General features: G+C 62.0%; 2 protein-coding genes. Both read right to left on the bottom strand.

The window, feature by feature from the left end; translation table 11 throughout:
* A partial coding sequence (locus VBE63_RS29770; RefSeq protein WP_323686576.1) for a DUF4158 domain-containing protein occupies positions 1 to 421 on the bottom strand: 421 nt, incomplete at its 3' end.
* Entirely contained in the window at positions 411 to 1,016 is a 606-nt protein-coding gene (locus VBE63_RS29765; RefSeq protein WP_323686575.1) for a recombinase family protein, read from the bottom strand. The genes VBE63_RS29765 and VBE63_RS29770, both read right to left, overlap by 11 nt.
* Positions 1,017 to 1,216: the final 200 nt, after the last annotated feature.

The raw sequence follows: 1,216 nt of genomic DNA, 5'->3' as shown, positions 1-1,216 counted from the left end.
GTGGCTCGATGGCGAGCTCGCGACAGCGCGTTTCCAAGCGCTCGATCAGTGGCGCGATCTCGCGACCGATCGCGCCGATGACCTGATTGCACAGCCAACTCGCCAGAGTGTCCGCGTCGGCGACAGTCGCTTCGCGGAAGCCAAAGCGACTTCTGATCTCGGCGCGCAGGCGCTCGGCGGTACGTCCACTGAGGAAGACTTCCTCATCTGCGGGAAGCGGCAGATTGAGCTGTTCGCTCAGCGTACCGATCGCTTGTGCGTCAATCTCGGCGGCATCACGCGGAAACCGGCCTCGCTCACGGAAGAAGACCAAGAGCACGGCGAAGCCGAGCTGACTGGCCCGGCGCTTCGCTTCCACCAGTCGCTGCTCATCGGGTGTGAGGTACCAGTGATCTTGGCCGCGCGGCGCATCATCCAGCATGCGGCTCGGTTCCAGGTGGACTCGGGCCGGACCAGCCAATGCGAGCCAGGGTGTCGATCAGGGTCGATCGCTTGACGCCGAAATTGCGGCACACGGCCGCCTTAGACATGCCCTCGTTCAGCGCCGCCAGAATGGCGTCGAGCTTCTCTTCGATGATGACCGGTGGCCGGCCACCGGTGCGACCGCGGCGCTTGGCGGCGGCCAATCCCGCCATGACCCGTTCCTGGGTCAAGGCCCGTTCGTACTGGGCAAGCGCACCGAAGACGTGGAACAGCAGTTCGCCAGAAGGTTTGGTGGTATCCATGCCTTCTGTCAGCGAGCGGAAGGCGACCTGCTTGTCTTTGAGCGAATCGATAATGGTCAGGAGGTGGGAGAGTGATCGCCCAAGGCGATCCAGCTTCCAGACAACCAGCACATCACCTGCCTGCACGAAGTCCAGCGCCTTGCTCAGCCCCGGCCGGTCATCCTTAGCCCCAGAGGCGTGATCCGCGAAGAGTTGCCGGGCATCGACGCCCGCTGACAAGAGGGCATCGCGCTGCAGGTCGGTGCTCTGCCGGTCAGAGTCGGAAGAAACGCGCATGTAGCCGACGAGCATGAGCGGAAAACAACGAAATCGAGGTTTCCGCATACTAACTCTTTACGACAGGGTTTTCCGTTGACTCTAAGCGCCCCAAAGCTCGGTTTTCGGAAGGATCTTCGAGGGCTGTCGGAAAACATCTGTTTTCCGACAGGTGGCCGCGCTTTGATGGCGTTTTACGAAGTGGCGGCTGGTGACACGACTGTTGGGTCTACCCC

It is taken from the genome of Lamprobacter sp., from assembly GCF_034860625.1.
In the GTDB taxonomy this organism is placed as follows: domain Bacteria; phylum Pseudomonadota; class Gammaproteobacteria; order Chromatiales; family Chromatiaceae; genus Lamprobacter.
The sequence above is the reverse complement of the archived record's forward strand: the minus strand, read 5'-3'. Positions and strand labels throughout refer to the sequence as shown.

Excerpts from the sequence above, each read along its gene's own strand:
- VBE63_RS29765 (WP_323686575.1), bottom strand. The coding sequence starts at position 1,016 with ATGCTCGTCGGCTACATGCGCGTTTCTTCCGACTCTGACCGGCAGAGC.